19 protein-coding genes are annotated in these 15,929 nt (G+C 43.8%); 6 read left to right on the top strand and 13 right to left on the bottom strand.

Annotated features, from left to right (window positions below):
* Positions 1 to 49 precede the first annotated feature (49 nt).
* A complete protein-coding gene (locus C7457_RS01460) occupies positions 50 to 652 on the top strand; it encodes a riboflavin synthase (protein ID WP_121169665.1) in 603 nt (200 codons plus the stop codon).
* Positions 653 to 657: 5 nt separating this feature from the next.
* Here C7457_RS01460 and C7457_RS01455 read toward each other — a convergent pair whose 3' ends face one another.
* The 3 genes from C7457_RS01455 to C7457_RS01445 are packed head-to-tail and all read right to left on the bottom strand — an operon-like array spanning position 658 to position 2,699.
* Positions 658 to 993: a class II SORL domain-containing protein gene (locus C7457_RS01455; RefSeq protein ID WP_121169664.1), complete on the bottom strand. Its 336-nt coding sequence runs from the start codon at positions 991 to 993 to the stop codon at positions 658 to 660.
* A 24-nt stretch (positions 994 to 1,017) separates the two neighbouring features.
* Positions 1,018 to 1,965 (bottom strand): SufB/SufD family protein, encoded by a 948-nt coding sequence (locus tag C7457_RS01450; RefSeq protein ID WP_121169663.1) that lies wholly within the window; start codon positions 1,963 to 1,965, stop codon positions 1,018 to 1,020.
* A complete protein-coding gene (locus C7457_RS01445; RefSeq protein WP_121169662.1) occupies positions 1,965 to 2,699 on the bottom strand; it encodes an ABC transporter ATP-binding protein in 735 nt (244 codons plus the stop codon). The genes C7457_RS01450 and C7457_RS01445 overlap by 1 nt, the downstream gene beginning before the upstream one ends.
* Before the next feature lie 150 nt (positions 2,700 to 2,849).
* Between C7457_RS01445 and C7457_RS01440 the strand changes: the two genes are divergently transcribed.
* Genes C7457_RS01440 through C7457_RS01430 form a run of 3 tightly spaced genes read left to right on the top strand, consistent with a single transcriptional unit; the run spans position 2,850 to position 7,114 of the window.
* Complete coding sequence (locus C7457_RS01440) at positions 2,850 to 4,256, top strand: NAD-binding protein (protein ID WP_121169661.1); 1,407 nt, start codon at positions 2,850 to 2,852, stop codon at positions 4,254 to 4,256.
* Position 4,257: 1 nt separating this feature from the next.
* Positions 4,258 to 5,427, top strand: coding sequence for a cation:proton antiporter (locus tag C7457_RS01435; protein WP_121169660.1), 1,170 nt, complete (start codon positions 4,258 to 4,260; stop codon positions 5,425 to 5,427).
* A complete protein-coding gene (locus C7457_RS01430) occupies positions 5,408 to 7,114 on the top strand; it encodes a radical SAM protein (protein ID WP_121169659.1) in 1,707 nt (568 codons plus the stop codon). The genes C7457_RS01435 and C7457_RS01430 overlap by 20 nt, the downstream gene beginning before the upstream one ends.
* Here the strand turns inward: C7457_RS01430 and C7457_RS01425 are convergent.
* The 7 genes from C7457_RS01425 to C7457_RS01395 all read right to left on the bottom strand — a co-directional run bounded on the left by C7457_RS01425 (position 7,107) and on the right by C7457_RS01395 (position 12,299).
* Positions 7,107 to 7,901 (bottom strand): 2-amino-3,7-dideoxy-D-threo-hept-6-ulosonate synthase, encoded by a 795-nt coding sequence (locus C7457_RS01425; RefSeq protein WP_121169658.1) that lies wholly within the window; start codon positions 7,899 to 7,901, stop codon positions 7,107 to 7,109. The two genes, C7457_RS01430 and C7457_RS01425, sit on opposite strands and share 8 nt — an antisense overlap.
* 73 nt (positions 7,902 to 7,974) lie before the next feature.
* Positions 7,975 to 8,583 (bottom strand): D-sedoheptulose 7-phosphate isomerase, encoded by a 609-nt coding sequence (locus C7457_RS01420; protein ID WP_211321803.1) that lies wholly within the window; start codon positions 8,581 to 8,583, stop codon positions 7,975 to 7,977.
* Positions 8,580 to 9,851 carry a transcription termination factor Rho gene (rho, locus tag C7457_RS01415; RefSeq protein ID WP_121169657.1) on the bottom strand — a complete coding sequence of 424 codons (1,272 nt, stop codon included), beginning with the start codon at positions 9,849 to 9,851 and terminating at the stop codon, positions 8,580 to 8,582. The genes C7457_RS01420 and rho overlap by 4 nt, the downstream gene beginning before the upstream one ends.
* A 30-nt stretch (positions 9,852 to 9,881) precedes the next feature.
* Positions 9,882 to 10,628 (bottom strand): twin-arginine translocase subunit TatC, encoded by a 747-nt coding sequence (tatC, locus tag C7457_RS01410; RefSeq protein WP_121169656.1) that lies wholly within the window; start codon positions 10,626 to 10,628, stop codon positions 9,882 to 9,884.
* Between the two features lie 8 nt (positions 10,629 to 10,636).
* Entirely contained in the window at positions 10,637 to 10,888 is a 252-nt protein-coding gene (gene tatA, locus C7457_RS01405) for a twin-arginine translocase TatA/TatE family subunit (protein WP_121169655.1), read from the bottom strand.
* Positions 10,889 to 10,903: 15 nt separating this feature from the next.
* Positions 10,904 to 11,692, bottom strand: coding sequence for a tryptophan synthase subunit alpha (gene trpA, locus C7457_RS01400; RefSeq protein ID WP_121169654.1), 789 nt, complete (start codon positions 11,690 to 11,692; stop codon positions 10,904 to 10,906).
* A complete protein-coding gene (locus tag C7457_RS01395) occupies positions 11,658 to 12,299 on the bottom strand; it encodes a DedA family protein (RefSeq protein WP_121169653.1) in 642 nt (213 codons plus the stop codon). The genes trpA and C7457_RS01395 overlap by 35 nt, the downstream gene beginning before the upstream one ends.
* Positions 12,300 to 12,370: 71 nt before the next feature.
* Between C7457_RS01395 and rpmE the strand changes: the two genes are divergently transcribed.
* Together rpmE and C7457_RS01385 are read left to right on the top strand one after the other, a co-directional pair.
* Positions 12,371 to 12,577: a 50S ribosomal protein L31 gene (gene rpmE / locus C7457_RS01390; RefSeq protein ID WP_121169652.1), complete on the top strand. Its 207-nt coding sequence runs from the start codon at positions 12,371 to 12,373 to the stop codon at positions 12,575 to 12,577.
* A gap of 3 nt (positions 12,578 to 12,580) precedes the next feature.
* A complete protein-coding gene (locus C7457_RS01385) occupies positions 12,581 to 12,970 on the top strand; it encodes an FAD-dependent thymidylate synthase (protein ID WP_121169651.1) in 390 nt (129 codons plus the stop codon).
* Here the strand turns inward: C7457_RS01385 and C7457_RS01380 are convergent.
* Genes C7457_RS01380 through C7457_RS01370 form a run of 3 tightly spaced genes read right to left on the bottom strand, consistent with a single transcriptional unit; the run spans position 12,954 to position 15,913 of the window.
* On the bottom strand, positions 12,954 to 13,937 hold the full coding sequence (locus C7457_RS01380) for a hypothetical protein (protein WP_147422176.1): 984 nt from the start codon (positions 13,935 to 13,937) through the stop codon (positions 12,954 to 12,956). The genes C7457_RS01385 and C7457_RS01380 overlap by 17 nt on opposite strands.
* 7 nt (positions 13,938 to 13,944) lie before the next feature.
* The gene (gene cysK, locus C7457_RS01375; RefSeq protein ID WP_121169649.1) at positions 13,945 to 14,856 is read right to left on the bottom strand and encodes a cysteine synthase A; all 912 of its coding nucleotides are present in this window, start codon (positions 14,854 to 14,856) and stop codon (positions 13,945 to 13,947) included.
* Entirely contained in the window at positions 14,828 to 15,913 is a 1,086-nt protein-coding gene (locus C7457_RS01370) for a tRNA (guanine-N1)-methyltransferase (RefSeq protein WP_121169648.1), read from the bottom strand. Before C7457_RS01370 ends, cysK begins: the two co-directional genes overlap by 29 nt.
* Between the last annotated feature and the right edge of the window lie 16 nt (positions 15,914 to 15,929).

The following is a 15,929-nucleotide window of genomic DNA, read 5'->3' as shown; positions in this document are numbered from 1 at the left end:
ACTTCCCTCCAGCTATAATTAGGAATTGAATTTTACAAAAGAGGGAAAAGTGTTTACCGGAATCGTTGAAGAGGTCGGAAAGGTTAAAGGAATAAAGAAAGGTTCAAAGAGCTCTAAACTAACTATCGAGTGCAGAGTCGTTTTAGAGGGAACGAGAGTTGGAGATAGCATAGCAGTAAACGGCGTTTGTTTAACTGTAGTTGAAATTGGAAGGGAGCTCCTCACATTTGACGTTTCCTACGAGACCCTAAAAAGGACGACCCTTTCACTCTTAAAGCCGGGAGAGAATGTTAACCTTGAAAGGGCTCTAAGGCTTGGAGACAGGCTCGGAGGCCACATACTACAGGGACACGTGGATACAACAACAAAGGTAACCTCAATAAAGAGAGAAGGTGAAGGTTACAGGTTTTCCTTTAAACTACCAAAAGAGTACTCCCACCTTGTAGTTGAGAAGGGTTCTATTGGAATTGACGGAATAAGCCTTACCGTTGCTGAGCTCCTTCCGGATAGCTTCTCAGTAGCAGTTATTCCCCACACATTTGAAAATACAAACTTAAAGTTTAAAAGGAGCGGAAGTCTGGTTAACCTGGAGTTTGACATTATCGGAAAGTACGTAGAGAAAATGGTAAAAAGCGCCCAGAAGGGCGCTTAAATAGACTACTCCTCAACTTCTACTTTAACTTCCTCACTACGCCACAGGCCGTGGAGGTTACAGTAAGCTTGAGCAGTTAGAGTTGCCGTTTCCTCAAGCTTAACCTTAAAGATAACTTCTGAAGCAGCTCTTTCAGGTTCAAGGTCTGCCCTACCAGCTAAGAAATCACCTACCCAAAGGGAAATGTGCTCAATCCAGTGCTCCTTAGTATTCGGATGAGGAATGTCCTTCCCTACAACAACTCTTACTTCAAACCACTCACCCTTCTTCACCTTTGAAGGAGCCTCAACTACGGGTGTGTGCTTTCTCTTACCTTCCGGTTCTGGTCCAAATACTTTCATCTTTCCTCCTCCTTTTAAAATTTTTTATCTCAACATTCCCTGAACAATCACATCAACAGCTTCATCCTCGCTAAGGCCTCTTGCCATTAGAGTTTCTAGCTGTTTCTTGTCTATACTACCGATTGCCGCCTCATGGGTAACTTTAGCCGTTTCATTATTCACAACCACAACAGGAACGGCCTTAACGACAACGTCCTTACCCCTTATTACCTCAGAACAGTCTATATGCCCCCTACACCTAGGAGCATTTCCATAGGTCTCACCAACAAAAGTTGCCTTAGTCTCATCTACGGCGATTATACGGCTCTTGGAAATTCCCCTTGACTCTTCACCGTTAAGGTGAATCACATCCTCAACGTAGATCTCATCATCCTTCTTCCCAATCATCTTAGTCTCAAAAACTGCAACTCCCTTCTTATCAACATTTGCACTTAAAACAATCCTAACCTTTCCTGCCCTTCCCCTTGTCTGCTTAAAAACTGAACGGAAGTAGGCATTTTCTGCAACGTAAGCCTCAGTCTCCGTCTCAAGCTCAACGAAGGTCTCCTCTCCGTTGTAGTGGAGATCAAGGAACTCAAAGCGGGCACCCTTTTCAACCCTTACCTTGAGCTTATTCTTATGCTTAAGCTTAATCCCTTCAGCCATAGCTCCGTAAACCTGAAACTTCACATCTGCCCCTTCACCAACTACTATCTCTCCTTCGGTCGTCTGAACTTCTGTAGCCTCTGCAGCACCGAAACACAGAACTACAGGTTCTTCAAGTTTAGTTCCGGGCTCAATGTAAACCTTGGTCTTAACTCCCGTAGGAGTTTCAACAACCTCAGAACGAACGCCGGGAGCAGGATAGCGAACTACCACTTTATTCCTATCAACTAAGAGGTTGAACTTATTCTTTTCAAAAAGCTCTTTCGGAAGGCCTATCTGAGTAAACCTCTTTCCTATAAGACTAAGAAGGTCTTTTTTAACTTCCATTACTCACCTCCAACCAGTTCCGGGTTACGAACCTCACACTTAACGCACATAGTTTTAAACTTTTCTCCAACTTCCTTCGGAGAACCGGTCTGAACGACCTTACCGTCACACATGAGAGTAGCCCTATCTGCAACTTCAGCAATCTCTTCTCTGTGGGTAATCATTAAAACCGTAGTTCCCCTTTCCCTCATAGTCTTAATCATGTTTGCTATGTCTTCCATTGATACAAAGTCAATTCCGCTATCTGGCTCGTCAAGGATTGCAAGCTCCGGTCTCATAGCAAGGATAGAGGCAAGTTCAACTCTCTTCCTCTCTCCTCCAGAAAGGGTCTCATCAACGAACCTGCCTAAATAACTACAGTCAAGACCTACTAACTCAAGGCATTCAACTACATCAAGTTCCGGATTATCCTTACCGGAAATCTTTAAGTACTCCTCAACTGTAATACCCTCAAACCTAGCTGGATCCTGCCACGCAAGGGTCAAGCCTAACCTTGCTCTCTCGTATATTTCAAGCCCATTGAGGATTTTTCCTTTAAATATGATTTCCCCTTCTGTTGGTTCTTTAAGGTCGTTAATTCCCATTATGAGAGAGGCTAACGTTGACTTACCTGCACCGTTTGGACCGAGAATAGCGTGAATCTCCCCTTTTCTCACAACGAGGTTTACCCCTTTCAAGATGGGCTTATTCTCTATGGTAAGCTTAACGTTATTTACAGTAAGCAAAGGATTCATGCCTTCCCTCCTTTTCAAGTTAACTTTTATCTTATAGCCAAAATCTAGACATGTCAATACTTTAATCAAGCTTATTGAGAACAATTACTAATTTCTTGAAAGGAGCAGTTCGTAGAATATATTTTCTAGCCATCTTAAAAGAGGTGGAGAATGAAACTAATAATCCTCGGAGCCGGCGAAGTAGGGAGGGAGCTCCTTAAAAGGCTTCAGAAAGAGTGGAACATAGTAGTAATTGATCAGGACGAAGAAAAGCTCAAGAAAATCGTTGAAATCCTTGATTCAGATAGTATGAACAGAGTCCTCCTCCTTCAAGGGGACGGAACCAGCAAGCTAATGCTTAAGAAGGCTGGAATTGAGGAAGCAACGGCATTCACTGCCTGCACCGGCGACGACGAAGCAAACATAGAGGCCTGCAGGATTGCAAAGGAGTTTGACGTTCCAACGATTTACGCAGTATCAAACAGCACTGAACACGACCACCTTTACGAAAGGGAGGGAATTAACTACATAAACAAAGCGGTCGCTACAGCCTCCCTCCTTGAGAGGCAAATTGAGTCGGGAATAGTGGTTCCGACAAACGTAGGGCTTGGGCAGGGAGAGATAATTGAAGTAAACGTTATGCCAACCTCCATAATTGCAGGCTACCCTGTCGGTAAGTTCTCATCAAGGCGCTGGAGAATCGTTGCAATCTTTAGGGGAGATAAATTAATACTTCCAAAGCCTAGAACTGTTGTAAAGCCAGGCGACAGAGTTTTAATAGTCGGAGACCCAAAAATTCTCAAGTACATTGCCGGACTAATAAAGTCAGGAGAACCCCAGTTTCCTCTCCAGTTTGGTATTGAAGAGGTAATCTTCCTCCCAGAAAATAGGGAAGAAGTAATAAAGGACGGAAAGTTCTTCTATGAGAATACAAAAGTTCAGAAACTCTCAATCTACTTCTGTAAAGAGATAGAAAAAACTAAACTGAAGCTTTTTAACAACTCAGAAAAGGGAAATATAAAGAAAAAGAAGCTAAAACTGTGTGAGAAAGAGTTCTTCAACGAAATTAAGGGAGAAAACTTCGGTCTAATAGTAATGCCTGACAAGTACAAAGAGTTCCCTTTAAACTTTGGAATAAAGACCTTTCCAGTCTTGGTTGCAGAAGAGACACTATCCCCAGTTCTAGTTGCAAGGGGAACTACGCCTGTTGAGAGAATTTTAGTACCCGTATCGGGATCCTTCAGCAGCCTAAGGGCTCTTGAGGCAGGAATAGAGCTCTCCTTAATGCTTAAAGCCTCCCTCAGTGCCCTCTACGTTGCCCCTTCAGAGAACGACACAAAGGCGAACCAGCTAAGGGAAAAGGTCACAAAACTCTCCTACATGTACAAAACGCCGATTGAGTTCGTTAAGAGAGTAGGGAACCCAATCAGGGAATTCTCAAAAGAGAGTAAAAAGTACGACCTTGCAGTAATAGGAGCGAGGAAGGGAAGGAAAGTAAACTGGTTCTCTCCCTATCCTCCCTACTTTATGCTCCACAAGGCAAAGTGTTCCTCAATACTAATCTGTGTAGGTGAGTAAAATGAGTGAAAGCTCATTCCTATCAATTCTCCTAATCTCTTTCGGAATTCTCTTCGTTCCCTTCCTGAGCAGGCTCTTGAGGATTCCGGTGGCTGTGGGAGAGATCCTCTACGGTATAGTGATTGGGGAAAGCGTGCTGGACTTAGTTGAACCTTCCCAGTGGTTAAGCTTCCTATCCACATTCGGATTTCTCCTACTGATGTTTGCAGCCGGACTTGAAGTCAAGCTGAGGGAGATTAACTCACTTCCCCTTAAGAGCAAATTCCTTTACACCCTCATTCCTTCACTTGTATTCCTGCTCTCATTCTCAATTGGAAAGAAGCTCAACTTTAACGCCATAACCTGTATAGCAGTAGGGGCAATTTCGGTAGGAATAGTTGTCTCAGTCCTAAGGGAAAGGGGACTCCTCTCTACCCATTACGGAAAAACGGTTTTCCTAGTAGGAACTATAGGAGAGGTCCTAAGTATAGCCCTGCTTACTTTACTTTCCCTCTACTACGAGCACGGTTTAGGATTTGAGTTCTGGCTTGGAGTTGGAAAACTCATCCTATTCCTGGTGGTAGCAAGGATAATCCTTATATTCCTGAAGAGCTTTGTCTGGTGGTACCCCGATAAGTTTAAGTTCTTCTTTGAGAAGAATCCCTCCGAAATAGGAGTAAGAATCAGCCTTGCCGTAATGTTTGCCCTCTCCTTTGGAGCCTCCCTAATAAACGTTGAACCTATAATCGGCGCCTTCATAGCAGGAATGATCTTCTCAACAGTCTTTGAGGAAACAGAGAACATTGAAGAGAAACTCTCAGGAATCAGTTTTGGCTTCCTAATCCCCATATTCTTCATCTACGTAGGTATAAACTTCCTAATGCCACACATTGACATCCATACTCTCAAACTCCTAGCAATACTGGTAGCTTTAAGCTTTGCAGTTAAAGTTATCCCGTCACTCCTTCTAGTTCTTGAGAACTACTCCTTAAGGCAAGCACTAGGGGCGGGAACTCTCCTATCTGCCCCCCTCACGCTGGTAGTCGTTACCGCAGAGCTAGGCGTAAAGATGGGGTTGATAGACCACCACACGGAGAGCATCTTAATATTACTTGCAATAGTTACGGGAATTGGAGCTCCAACACTTTTTAACCTCCTAGTTAGGAGAGAGAATGAGAGTAGTAATAGTTGACGGCTACGTTGACGAACCAACTTGCCTTGGGGTTCCTCCTTACATATCAACTTACGTTCGCTATACAGCAGGAGCACTCGTTGCAGCAGGTATTCCAGAAGAGTCCATTGACTACTTTGCAATTGACCAGTTAAGGAGGGAACCTTCACTAAAAGAATCTCTCTTTGATGCAGACGTAATCTTCCTCATTACCGGAATGACCGTTCCGGGAAGGTACCTTGGAGGAAAGCCGATTACAGAGAAGGAAATTAACGAAATAGGGAAAATACCCACCTATAAAGTAGTTGGAGGTCCCATAAAGTTTGGTTTCACACTTAAAGGGGGAACGAGGGCTAAGGAGCTCCCCTTTGAGGGCTACCAGTTAATCTGTAGGGGAGACGTTGAACTTGCAGCTTACTACTTGGGGAAGTATTTAGTAGAAGGGAGGGAGCTCCCTGAAGGAGTATTTGACCAGAAAAGAAGGGCAAAGCACGTTAATACTTTCGCTCCCTTGGGAGCTTTCATAGTGAAAAAACACTTTTACTTTCCAAACGTCATATGCGAGATAGAAACCTTCAGGGGTTGTGAAAGGAGAAGACACTGCTCCTACTGTACCGAAGGTTTCTACGGTAGCCCCGACGAAAGGGAACTGGAGAAAGTAGTTGAAGAAGTAAAAGCCCTATACCAAAACGGAGTCAAATACTTTAGAATTGGCCGCCAGCCCAACATACTTGGCTATAAAGCAGTAAAAACAGAGGGAGAGTTCCCAAAACCAAACCCCGAAGTTATATGCAAACTGTTCAGGGAAATTAGGGAAGTTGGCGATATAAGAACTCTACACATAGACAACGTTAATGCAGGAACTATAGATAAACACCCTAACGAGAGTAAAAGAGCCCTTGAATGTATAGCTAAGTACGATACAGAGGGGGACGTCGCTCCTTTCGGCCTTGAAACGGCAGATGAAAAGGTAATAGAGAACAACTTTTTGAAAGTAAAACCTGAGGGAATAAAGAGGGCAATAAGGATCGTTAATGAAGTGGGGGCCTTTAAGGAAAGGGAGGACGGCCTGTTTAAACTGTTACCGGGGATAAACTTCTTAGTCGGCCTTCCCGGGGAAACAAAAGAGACCTTTAGGAAGAACGTAGACTTCTTAAAGTCAGTTCTAGACGAAGGATTGCTGGTAAGGAGAGTAAACATAAGGCAAGTTATGGTTTTTGAAGGAACTCCAATTTCAGAAATGGTAAAAAGAACAAAGACAAAGTACAGAAAGGAGTACGAAAGATTTAAGGAGTGGGTTAGGGAGGAGTTTGACCTTCCAATGATGAAGAGAGTTTTCCCAACAGGAACTGTTATAAAGGACGTTCTCCTTGAAGCATACGATGGAGGGCACACACTTGGAAGGCAGATAGGAAGTTATCCAGTCTTAGTTAGGATTCCCGAGAGAATGGAACTCTTCAGTAAAGTCAACGTAATTGTGGTAGGCCACAGAGAACGCTCCGTAATTGGAATACCAATACCGATTGAGATAAACTCAATAAGCCTAAAGCTCCTTTCCTACATACCGGGAATATCAAAGAAGACGGCAACAGAGATAATTCTAAAAAGGCCCTTTAAAGACAGCCTGGAGCTCCTATCCCTCTTCCCTCAACTTGAACCACTAGCAAAACATATATCCTTTAAAGAAGGGGCACAGGCCCCTACTTAAGGTACTCTGCAGCTTCCTCTGCAGACTTGCCCTCGTGAACTATTGCAGCAATCGCCCTAACTATTTTCTCTGGGTTTTCATGTTGGAAAGCGTTCCTTCCTATAGAGACTCCCTTGGCACCTGCCCTCATTGCCCCTTCAACCATCTCTAAAATCTCCATATCGTTACTCATCTTCGGACCGCCGGCAATTACAACTGGAATTGGACAGCCTTCAGTAACCTTCCTAAAGGACTCAGGATCGCCTGTATAAACAACCTTAACGATATCTGCTCCAAGCTCAGCCGCTACCCTAGCACAGTGGGCAACAACTTCTGGATCGTAAGGGTTTTCTATGTGCTCCCCTCTGGCATACATCATTGCAATTAAAGGCATTCCCCATTCCAGGCACTTTTCAGAGACTTTACCGAAATCCTCAAGCATCTTATCTTCATTCATATCTCCCAGGTTAACGTGAACAGAAACACCGTCAGCTCCGAGCTTTATAGCCTCTTCAACGGTACAGACGAGGACCTTTGAGTTGGGCTTAGGAGAGAGGTTAGTACTTGCAGAGAGGTGAACTATAAGGCCAACGTCCTTTCCCCTCTTCCTGTGACCGTGACGAACCAGCCCTTTATGGACGATAACTGCATTAGCTCCTCCGTTGGCAACTTTATCAATAGACTCTCTAATGTTAATGATTCCAGGAATAGGTCCCATTGAAACTCCGTGATCCATCGGAATGATAACCGTATTCCCTGTTTCCCTACTTACAATCCTTTCCATCCTTATAGCTTTTCCGATTTTCATAATTAAAACCTCCAGGATAGGTGATTTTTATTTTCTAGAACTGGGATTTTACTATTTATAGAGATCCTAAAGACTACTCCCTTCCCTCCCCGCAGGGAGGGAAATAGAGGTCGTATGAAAATAGGAACTTCTCAATGAAATCACACAGAACGTGACCTAAAGTTACGTGGACTTCCTGTATTCTTGGAGTTGAGTGACTCCTTACAATGAAGGAGTGATGACAGATCTTAGCGAGTTCCCCTCCGTCCTTTCCGAGGAAACCGACGGTAAGAAGACCCTTCTCCTTTGCCCTGTTTACCGCATTTATTACGTTCTTGGAATTTCCACTTGTGCTTATACTTATAAGCACGTCTCCTTCCTCTCCAAGGGCCTCTACCTGCCTTTCAAAAATTCTATCAAAAGAGTAGTCGTTAGCTAGAGCAGTAAGAACGGAAGTATCAGTAGTAAGAGCAATCGCAGGCAGAGCCCTCCTCTCAAGGGTGAATCTACCTACAAGTTCAGCCGCAATGTGCTGGCAGTCTGCGGCCGAACCTCCATTACCGCAGAGGAGAATTTTCCTCCCCTCCTTTAACCTCTTTGCAATCTCTAAGAAAACTTCGTAAATCTTATCCCTATTCTCCTCAACAAAAGCCTTTTTAAGGTCTGCACTCTCGGTAAAAGTGTAATAAATTAGCTCCCTCATGCGTTCATCGCCTTCAAGAAGTCCTCGTTTGTCTTGTACTTTTTAAGCTTTTCAAGGAGGAACTCCATAGCCTCAACTGGAGACATTGAAGTTAAGAGCCTCCTTAAAATCCAGATCCTGTTTAGTTCCCACTCAGAAAGGAGGAGCTCCTCCTTCCTAGTTCCGGACTTATGGATGTTTATAGCCGGGAATACCCTCCTTTCAACCAGCTGCCTATCAAGGACTATTTCCATATTACCAGTTCCCTTAAACTCCTCAAATATAACGTCGTCCATCCTTGAACCAGTTTCAACAAGGGCAGTTGCAAGGATAGTTAAGCTACCCCCCTCCTCAATGTTCCTTGCAGCTCCAAAGAACCTCTTTGGCTGCCTAAAGGCGTGAGCATCTATACCACCTGATAGGACTTTACCACTTGGAGGAGTGAGAGTGTTGTATGCCCTTGCAAGCCTTGTGAGTGAGTCAAGGAGAATCACAACATCCCTTTTATGTTCAACCAACCTCTTTGCCTTCTCAATAACAATCTCAGAAACCTGAGCGTGCCTCTCCGGTGGCTCGTCAAAGGTTGAAGAGATAACTTCATCAGCTAAAGTGTTCCTCTTCATATCGGTAACTTCTTCAGGCCTTTCGTCAATAAGGAGGATTATTAGGTAAGTATCAGGGAAATTGGTCTTTATAGCGTTAGCGATCTTTTGAAGTAAAACCGTTTTACCGGCCCTCGGAGGAGCAACAATTAGTCCCCTCTGCCCCTTACCTACCGGAGTAATAAGGTCAACAACTCTCGTTGATAGCTCACTAGGGTCGTGTTCAAGTCTAAAGCGCTCTGTCGGGTGAAGGGGAGTCAAGTGGTCAAACTTAGGCCTCTCCTTTGCAACCTCAGGAGGTTCCCAGTTAATAGCGTAAACCTTAAGTAATGCGTAGTACTTCTCGTTCTCCTTTGGAGGGCGGACCTCCCCAGCTACCGTATCCCCCGTCCTTAAACCAAATTTCCTTATCTGTGAAGGAGAAACGTATATATCGTTTGAACTTGGAAGGTAGTTATTTTCAGGAGACCTTAAGAAACCAAATCCATCTGGGAGGATTTCAAGTACTCCAACCCTAAAAATGGCTCCTCTCCTTTCGGCATCCTTCTCCAAGATACTCTTTATTAGGTCCTGCTTCTTAGCGGACTTTACTTCCACCCCTAAGCTCTTTGCAATTTTCCTAAGGTCAAAGATGCTCATTTTCTGAAGTTGCTCAATAGTAAATCCTTCAATGAGGTTTTCAGCCATTAACTTTTCCCTCCGAACTGGTTAAGGGTATTATTGGTTTATCTCCTCTGTCCTCTTTCCTGCAATCTTTGAAATCCAAATGCTAAGTTCATAAAGAACTATTAGTGGCAAAGCCATCATTACTTGGGAAAAGGCATCTGGAGGAGTTAAAATTGCCGCTACTATAAATATTACTAAAATGGCAAATTTTCTATTTCTTTCAAGCATCCTGTAATTTATGACTCCGAGTTTTGAAAGCAACCAGACAACAACGGGTAAGAGGAAAACAAAACCAAAGGCAAGTATGAGCTGTATGACAAAGGAGATATAACTACCTATTGTAATTTGAGGGATTAAGAGATCTCCCATAAATCCAAGGAGGAACCTTAAACCAAAGGGAAGGATAACGAAGTAGGCAAATGAAGCCCCCAAGAAGAAGAAGAAAACCGAAAAGAGCATAAACGGCAAGATGAACTTCTTCTCGTGTTCGTAAAGTCCAGGCTCTATAAACTTCCAAACTTGGTACAGGACAAAAGGAAGTGCTATTAAAATCCCTGCAAAAAATGAAACCTTTAGGGCAGTAAAGAAGGCCTCTGGAGGAGATAGGAATATCAACTTTCCCTGAAGGTTATCGGGAAGGGGCCTCTCAAGGAAAAGCAGTATCTCCTTTTTAAAGGGCCAAGCTATTAGAAAACCGACTACAACCGCTACTGCAGACTTTATTAAACGCTCCCTAAGTTCCTCTACGTGTTCCGTTATTGGGAGCTCCTCTTCATTTACAGGGTTCCTATTCGGCATCTCTCCCTTTACTGTTCCTTAACCTTAATTTTCTCTACACTCTCTTCCTTCTCGCTCTTAAGGGCTGTCTCTTCCTTCTTACTCTCCTTCTTTTCCTTCTTCTTCTCCTCTTCCTCGTCAAGGATTCCCGAAGAAGCCTTTCTAAACTCATTTATAGCCTTACCTGTAGAGCGAGCAAGCTCTGGAAGTTTTTTAGGGCCGAAAATTAGGAGTGCGATAACCAGAATTATTATTAGTTCCTGAGTTCCTAAGCCAAACATGAATACCTCCAGAAATTAAGGGGATTTAGTAGCATCTTTGAGAGTTTTCAGGAGCTCCTTAAGCCCCTCTTTATCCCTCTTTTCTATTCTCCTTACCACTGCACTACCGACTACAAAGCCATCTGGATTATTATACATTTTCCTTATATGCTCAGGTTTAGATATCCCAAAGCCAACAACGGCCCTCTTCCCAGTTACCCTTTTAATCCTCTCTATATCTCCCTCAATCTGGGAGTAGGCAAGCTCTTCCCTCTCTCCGGTTATTCCCGTAACGGAAACGTAATAGATGAACTCTCCAGATAGCTGCCCTATCTTCTTCAACCTCTCATCGGTACTTGTCGGAGCTGCAAGGAAAACCGGAGACAGCTTTAAACTCTTAACTTTCCTTGAAAAGTCCTCCCCCTCTTCAGGCGGAAGGTCCGGAACTATAAAACCATCAACCCCTGCAGACTTTGCATCCCTTATGAATTTATCCTCCCCGTAAACGAAGATAGGGTTGTAATAACCCATTAAAATTATGGGCTTCTCGGGAGCAAACTCCCTAAGCTCACTCACCAGCTCTAAAACTCTACAGGTGTTTGCACCAGCACGCAGAGCCCTCTCGTGGGCCTTCTGAATTGTGGGACCGTCTGCAAGAGGATCCGAAAAGGGCATTCCAACTTCAACCATATCGGCATACTCAAGGATCAACTTAAAGTAATCGACAGATTCCCTACAGTCGGGATCACAGGCTGTTGCGTAGACTATTAGAGGTTTTTCTCCCTTTTCCTTAAGGCCTGTAAAGGTTTTCCCTATCCTTTCCATACTTTCTCCAAACCAAGTAGAGTACTAAAAAGAGGAGAATCGCAGGTAGAATTAACTCCCTGTGCCTAATGATAGTTGAAAAAGCTTCCTCTATCAAGTTTCCAAAGAATAGGTAAAAGACCATCCAAATTAAGGCACCTAGGCCGTTAAAGATAGTAAATTTAACAAAAGAAGGTTTAAAAGAACCAATAATTAGAGGCAAAAGCGCCCTAACAACTGGAATAAACCTTCCAAAAAGTAAAGAGAGCTCCCCCTTCCTCTCAACAAACTCCTTGGTCTTTAGAAAGTCCTCCTGGGAAACTCTAAAGCGCCTTAAAACCTTCCTTAAAACCTCCTCCCCTAAGTAGGCTCCGAGGAAGTAGGAAGCCGTATAGCCCAAAAAAGTACCGACAGTTCCACAGACTACAAAGTGAATCGGAGAGATAACCCCTTTAGCAGCCAAAACTGAGGAAACGACCAGGACTTTCTCAGCAGGTAGAATAAGGCCTAGAAGGAGACCCGTTTCAAAGAAAGACCAAGTGAAGATGACGAAGCAGGCAAGTTTTGGGTGGAGCTCTATAAACTTTACAGACTCACTAACTAGTGAGTAGAAACTGGAAAAATCCACTTGACACCTACAACCGGCTAAAATAAACTTCCCTTACGCAAGGTAAAGCCAATTATATCAGGAGGTTTACCATGAAAAAAGGAATTCACCCCGAATACAGGGAAACAAGAGTAATCTGCGCTTGCGGAAATACATGGGTTACCCGTTCAACAAAGTTCCCAGAGATCAAGATTGAAGTCTGCGATAAGTGCCATCCGTTCTACACAGGAACTCAAAAGCAGAAGACAGTAAGAGGTAGGGTAGAGAAGTTCATGGCTAAGTACGAAGGTAAGTACTAAGAGATGGTTGAACTCATCTCTCAAACAGACGACTTAATTAAGGTTATCTCCACCGCCGCCCGGGTTTGTTATTCCGGGCTTCCCCTTAAAGAGCTCCTTACCCGTTACAGCAAGGAGGAGAACGAGGAGCTAATTAAAAAGGTGGTCTCAATGGGCCATCTATCTGTAATTGAACACGGGGTCTTAACTTTCAAAGTTGAAGGAAGTCTAAAGGAAGAGCTCTTTGAAATAATGGTAGACAAACCCTATCTGAAAATAACTCCAAAGGAAGGCTACTTTATAGTCTCTCTAAACCTAAGGACCGCTGTTGAACTACTTGAAGAAAAACCCCACCTAAGGTTTGTTAAAGAGATTGAAAAATTCATTCCTCCCTTCGTTAGGCTAGGAACTTAACAAGGTTACCCTTTAAAAGCTTACCCTTTACTTCCTCTATCCTTTCCCTAGCAACCTTTTTAACCGAAACGGGAGTTAAACCTTCATCCTTAAGGAGCCTTTCAACCTCATCCTCTTTTATCCTCTCTAAGAGCTCTCCACTTCCGCTAAGTTCAACTGAAACAGAGTTACCTATAGCCCTCAGCAGAGCCAAGAATTCCCCTAAAGAAGTCTCCCCCTCAACTAAAGCGACTTCCATTCCTTCGTACTGGCCAAAGATTACCCTTCCCTTGAAATCCTCCCCCCAAAGGGGAAGGAGAAGCACGTTCAAGGCCGAGAACAGAAGGAGAGAGCCAACAGTAAACTCTATCAGCTCCTTTATCTTTTCCCTGTTAACCTCCTTCGGAAACTCCCCCTTTACCCTCTTATAGACCTTCGGCTCAAGAATCATAAGGAGAGAAAGGAGGAGTTCCTTGCCGGGTAGGAGCTCTCCCTTGAAGAACCTTAAAAGTTCACCGTAAACTTCGGGGTAGTTTTCTCTAGCGAAGGAGAGTACCTCCTGCTTTACCTTCTGAGTGAAGACTTTATGCAGCAGAAAGCCGTTTAACTCAAATATCTTTGGTAATAGCTTACTTAAAGTAGAAAAGGCTTTCCCCTCAACAATGGATAGCTCAACTTCAGGGAAGGTGGACTTTACCCTCAAAAGGATTTCCTGCCCCGGCTCAAATTCCCTCTCAACCTCAAGCCTCGCCGTGAGAACTTTATCCCCTACCTTTATTAAGGCTTTCCCATCGGGAGTGTACTCAAGGAAGAGGGCCTTTATAAGGAGGTTTTCGAACTCCTGCCCCTTATCCCCCTTCCAAGCCCCCTTAGAGATCTGAGAGAGGAGTTTCTTCATATCGTAGTAGGAGAAGTTTTCAAGCTTTAAAGGAAGATCCCTACTTATAGCCTCTACAGGGATTATTCCCTCTACTCTCCTTATCTCCACCTTCCACCTAGTCAAAAAGGTCTGTGCTTAAGTACCTCTCTCCAGTATCAGGGACAACAGTTACCACCCCTTCCTTTATGCCAAGCTCCTTAGAAACTTTGAGAGCTACGTAGAGGTTTGCACCTGCCGATATCCCTGCTAAGACGCCAAATTCTCTTGAAAGGAGCCTTGAGTACTCTTTGGCTCTTTCGTACGGAACAACCTCAACCCTATCTATTAGCGACGTATCAAGAGTTTTAGGTATAAAGCCGGGGCCTATTCCCTGTATTCTATGAACTCCAACTTCCCCTCCAGAGAGGACGCTGCACCCTTCTGGCTCAACAGCAACGCAGACGCACTCAGGGTTTACCTCCTTAAACCTCTTTGAGATACCTGAAAAAGTCCCTCCCGTTCCAACTCCTGCGACAAACAGTTTGGGGACCTTTCCCATCTGTTCAAGTATCTCCCTTGCAGTTTCCCTGTAGTGAACCAGAGGGTTAACCGGATTTTCAAACTGGCGGGTAGGGTAGTACTTATTCGGATTCTCATTTAAGAGTTCTTGAAGTTTCCTAACAGCTCCTGGAATCCCTTCGGAAGCAGGAGTTAAAAGGAGCTCTGCCCCAAAGGCCTTTAAAAGCTTCTTCCTCTCCTGGCTCATATTCTCAGGCATTATAATGAGTGACTTTAACCCCTTAGCCGAACAAACCAACGCTATTCCTATCCCCGTATTCCCACTTGTAGCCTCAACAACGATCTTATCCCTAGTTAACTCTCCCTTTTTAAGAGCATCTTCAATAATTGCACGGGTAACCCTGTCCTTTATTGAACCACCAGGATTAAAGTTTTCAAGCTTTAGGAAGACCTCAACCCCTTCAACCTCCACCTTCAAAAGGGGCGTATTACCGATCGTTTCAAGGATACTGTACGACAACGTCTTCATCCTTCAACTCCTTAAGAATGTAGACTCTCTTTCCTCTCTTTTTCGTCTCTCCAATAACTCTATCAAAAATTGAGCTCCTAAAGACGAAGAACCCACTTACGTGTTTTGCAGCCTTCCTAAAGAAGAAGTCGGTTAGGGAGAGCTCCTCCTTCCACTTTAAGTAAGTCTCTTCAGGTATTCCCCTTAAGAGGCGGCCATTAAAAAGGAACCTAACGCTCTCCTCCTGCAGAAGCTTCCTTAAGAACCGTAGCTTTGAATCCCTAGTTAGGTTCCTCTTAACAGCCTCGTAGAGTGAAAGATCCGAAGTAAGGTAGTCGCAAACTATCTTTACAATCTCGTTAATTCTATCTGGAACAACCGAAACAATTCCCTTATAGGTAATTTTCCTGTGGAGGAAATCGGGCATTATCTTTGAAGTTGACCCTTTTAACCTTTCACTGCTGTCAACAATTCCGCCAACTACAATCAGAGTATTTGGGGTAACTTCCGTATGTGTAAACTCCTCTTCAGCGTTAGGGTCAAGGACTATAACCCTTTCATACTCCTCAAAACTATCAAGGAGCCTAAAGGGAAAGGGCTTAAAAATCCCCTTTAAGAAGGAGAGGGCCTCATCAGGAGCAGAGGTCAGGTAGAAGTTCTCAGGCGTAAAGTAATCCTTAACGGTTCCGTAGGTAATTTCAATCTGAACTGCTAAGCTCTTCCTTTCCCTTTCGGTTAGCTCTTTAAAGAGGGAGAGATCAACGGCAAAGTCTGGGTAGTTAAAGGTTATATCTGAGAAGTCAACAGTTCCTTTTCTTTTAACGACTACAGCATCTGCCTCCTCATCTCCTCTAAAGGCAAGGAGCTCTACCCCTTCCACTTTATCTATTACCTTTCCCGGTAAAATATCTTCGTTGAACAGGGACTTGGGAATTACCCCGAACTTACCTCTAACAAGACCATAAGCAAGTCGGTTAAAGAAATCTCCTCTACCCGGTTTAAATAGAAGTTTAGGTCTTCTTAGTCCGTATTCATATAACCTTTTTGCTACAACTTTTTTAGCAGTTAGAAACTTCATATCTTCCCTAAAGACA

It is taken from the genome of Thermovibrio guaymasensis (genome assembly GCF_003633715.1).
In the GTDB taxonomy this organism is placed as follows: Bacteria; Aquificota; Aquificia; order Desulfurobacteriales; family Desulfurobacteriaceae; genus Thermovibrio; species Thermovibrio guaymasensis.
Note: the sequence above shows the minus strand (reverse complement) of the source record. Positions and strands in the feature narration are given on the sequence as shown.

Coding starts and splice junctions, on each gene's coding strand:
- rpmE (WP_121169652.1), top strand. CDS start 12,371: ATGAAAAAAGGAATTCACCCCGAATACAGGGAAACAAGAGTAATCTGC.
- C7457_RS01445 (WP_121169662.1), bottom strand. CDS start 2,699: ATGAATCCTTTGCTTACTGTAAATAACGTTAAGCTTACCATAGAGAAT.
- C7457_RS01425 (WP_121169658.1), bottom strand. CDS start 7,901: ATGAAAATCGGAAAAGCTATAAGGATGGAAAGGATTGTAAGTAGGGAA.
- C7457_RS01440 (WP_121169661.1), top strand. CDS start 2,850: ATGAAACTAATAATCCTCGGAGCCGGCGAAGTAGGGAGGGAGCTCCTT.
- C7457_RS01435 (WP_121169660.1), top strand. CDS start 4,258: ATGAGTGAAAGCTCATTCCTATCAATTCTCCTAATCTCTTTCGGAATT.
- C7457_RS01430 (WP_121169659.1), top strand. CDS start 5,408: ATGAGAGTAGTAATAGTTGACGGCTACGTTGACGAACCAACTTGCCTT.
- C7457_RS01370 (WP_121169648.1), bottom strand. CDS start 15,913: ATGAAGTTTCTAACTGCTAAAAAAGTTGTAGCAAAAAGGTTATATGAA.
- C7457_RS01455 (WP_121169664.1), bottom strand. CDS start 993: ATGAAAGTATTTGGACCAGAACCGGAAGGTAAGAGAAAGCACACACCC.
- C7457_RS01420 (WP_211321803.1), bottom strand. CDS start 8,583: ATGAGGGAGCTAATTTATTACACTTTTACCGAGAGTGCAGACCTTAAA.
- tatA (WP_121169655.1), bottom strand. CDS start 10,888: ATGTTTGGCTTAGGAACTCAGGAACTAATAATAATTCTGGTTATCGCA.
- tatC (WP_121169656.1), bottom strand. CDS start 10,628: ATGCCGAATAGGAACCCTGTAAATGAAGAGGAGCTCCCAATAACGGAA.
- cysK (WP_121169649.1), bottom strand. CDS start 14,856: ATGAAGACGTTGTCGTACAGTATCCTTGAAACGATCGGTAATACGCCC.
- rho (WP_121169657.1), bottom strand. CDS start 9,851: ATGGCTGAAAACCTCATTGAAGGATTTACTATTGAGCAACTTCAGAAA.
- C7457_RS01450 (WP_121169663.1), bottom strand. CDS start 1,965: ATGGAAGTTAAAAAAGACCTTCTTAGTCTTATAGGAAAGAGGTTTACT.
- trpA (WP_121169654.1), bottom strand. CDS start 11,692: ATGGAAAGGATAGGGAAAACCTTTACAGGCCTTAAGGAAAAGGGAGAA.
- C7457_RS01385 (WP_121169651.1), top strand. CDS start 12,581: ATGGTTGAACTCATCTCTCAAACAGACGACTTAATTAAGGTTATCTCC.